The 2,299-nt window shown below is 56.7% G+C and carries 3 protein-coding genes; 2 read left to right on the plus strand and 1 reads right to left on the minus strand.

Translation table 11 applies throughout. From position 1 onward, the window contains the following. The coding region (locus EN749_RS38350; protein WP_210214754.1) for a hypothetical protein at positions 1-187 on the minus strand (187 nt) is incomplete at its 3' end. A gap of 383 nt (positions 188-570) precedes the next feature. On the opposite strand from EN749_RS38350, the gene EN749_RS34335 reads away from it, so the two are divergent. Both EN749_RS34335 and EN749_RS34340 read left to right on the plus strand, forming a co-directional pair. Continuing rightward, on the plus strand, positions 571-906 hold the full coding sequence (locus tag EN749_RS34335; RefSeq protein ID WP_128364842.1) for a hypothetical protein: 336 nt from the start codon (positions 571-573) through the stop codon (positions 904-906). A gap of 310 nt (positions 907-1,216) precedes the next feature. Then, positions 1,217-2,299, plus strand: a 1,083-nt coding sequence (locus EN749_RS34340) for a DUF1173 family protein (RefSeq protein ID WP_145991135.1), incomplete at its 3' end; no start/stop codon positions are given.

A 2,299-nucleotide genomic window follows, 5' to 3' on the forward strand; every position in this document is an offset into this window, starting at 1 on the left:
GTATAGCCTTTGGCCGCCGCAAATCATTCCAGGGCACGATAGCATTTCGATGCATGCCCTGTTGAAAATGAATAATTAAATGATCCAGTTTGGATGGCCTGGTCATCCGACTTATGAAATTGCCGTGTAACGCCTCCTCCGGAGGAACAACCCTGTCCTCTTCGCCTGCGGCAGGCAGGCCCTGCAATCGTTGCCCCCCTACAATTTCGAGTGACCTGGTTCAGATCGACCAGAAGCGAAACCTCGACGCCGCTGCTTCAAAAGCGTGGATGATTTCCCGGCTATTACGATATTAGGCGGCTCCGCAGTTCACGCATTTGCCGATTACAAAACGGGCCGCAATGGGCCCTGCGGAGTCGGAGAGGACCCAACCTCTATCCCTGTTCGATCTGGAAAAGGGGCCGGGTAATACCTCGCACTCTGAAGCCGGGACCGCCAAAAGCGGCACCATGCCCCAGCCGTCGCAAAACGCTTGAGCCATGAGGGGCCATCCTATCTTCATTGACCATTATAATGACGATCGATCCGTGATATTATAATGATCAACATCGAAATAGGAGGCTTGCTGTTATGTTGATGAGGTTCGCGTTCGCAATCTTCGCCGGCGGTGTGCTCGCTTTCTTCGCCCTGCCCGATCAGGAAGCCGGCCTTCGCATGCTCAGCTTTTCCACTGCTTTCTTGATCCTGTCCCTCGCCGCCGTCTGTGTCATCGCGTTTCTGACGCGCAAACTCGGACGTTATCGCTCGTCGTTACAGCCGTCGCGCTGTGATGACGATCCCCCTTTGCATGACGCTGCAAAGTTCGAGCGGTCCGCCTGGTCGACATCCGGCGTCAACCCCAAGGATCCGAACCTCATGTGGCAGTACTGCCTCAACGATCGGCGCCTTGGCCGCTTCAAACTCTAACAGTCCCAGCCGCGCCAGGAACCGCTCAATCACGCGCACAGAACCGTCCGCCTGTTCAGGTTTGCGATCTGCCTGATATGTAACGCAGATGATTGCACGCTTTTGCATGTTAGGCCCGCGTCGTCCATCAGCGTCGCTTTGTTCGGAGGGAGCGATGGCGGTGGAATGGACGATCGCCCTGACGCGGCGACGGCCCAGGCTTAACCACGTCAATCCATGGATGCATCGTTGAAGCCAATTGGGGTTGAATGAGATATCGAGTCAATGATTTAATCATAGGGTGCACGATCTAAAGTCGGATGGCATCCTTATGAGTGACTTTGCTATTCTGGGTCGCACGGTTGGCCCACAGCATCCGGAAATTCAGACGCTCTTGCGTCAGGCGCGGGACAAGCAGGCCCGCGTCTTGTGTTTGTGTCGCCATCCCGGAGTACCGATGTACATTGCCGCGGTCGGCGAGGAATTGATCGTCAAGCGCATGCCGAACACCGGCAAGGACCATGCGGTAGACTGTGATCGCTATGAACTGCCCCTTGCCCTGTCGGGAAAGGCGGAGGTCCTGGGTCAAGCGATCATTGAGGATCCTGCATCGGAGGCCGCGCGGCTTAAGCTGGCCTTTGCACTGACACAAGGCAAGGCGCGGCAGGGGTCATCCGGCGAGGGGATTTCGCACCACACCGTGAAAGCCGATCCGAAGAAGCTCACGCTGCGAGGCTTGCTTGACTATCTCTGGGAAGAGGCGGCGCTGACATTAATGGCGCCCGGCTTTGTGGGAAAAAGAAATTGGGGGTTGGTTCGGAAATTTCTTTCGGGCGCGGCCGATGCAAAGTCGAGCCAGAAGTTCCAGTTGCGCGAGCTGCTGTTTTTGCCGGCAATGTACTCGCCTGAGCACAAGGATCGCCTGGCAGCGGATCGGGAGCGGGCTTTTGCGGCGGCAGCTAAGGCGAAGCACAAGAAGATCGTGATCGGAATGGTGAAATCGCTGGATCCCGCCCGGTTTGGTGGCAAGCTGTCGATCAAGCATATGCCCGATGCGCCGCTCTTCCTGGATGAGAAAATGTTCAAGGCTATGCCGAAGCGCTTTGCAGCGGAATTCGACCTGTGGCGACTGCACGAAAGTTCGCACCTGGTCACGATCGCGACGGTCATGCAGATGCCATCCGGCATTCTGTCGATCGACGAAATCGGCTTTATGAACGTGACGGAGACTTGGGTTCCGTTTCAGCACAACGACGAAAAGGAATTGATCGAGGTCCTGACCGCGGAGCATCGGCGGTTTGTGAAAACGTTGCGCTACAACGTCCTGCCGGCGGCGCCGATGGCGTTCGGTCTTCTGACCGACGTTGACCAGCAGGGAACCGCGCTTTTTGTCGTACCGCACGATGCCAAGGAG

The organism is Mesorhizobium sp. M7A.F.Ca.ET.027.02.1.1, assembly GCF_004022985.1.
Classification (GTDB): Bacteria; Pseudomonadota; Alphaproteobacteria; order Rhizobiales; family Rhizobiaceae; genus Mesorhizobium.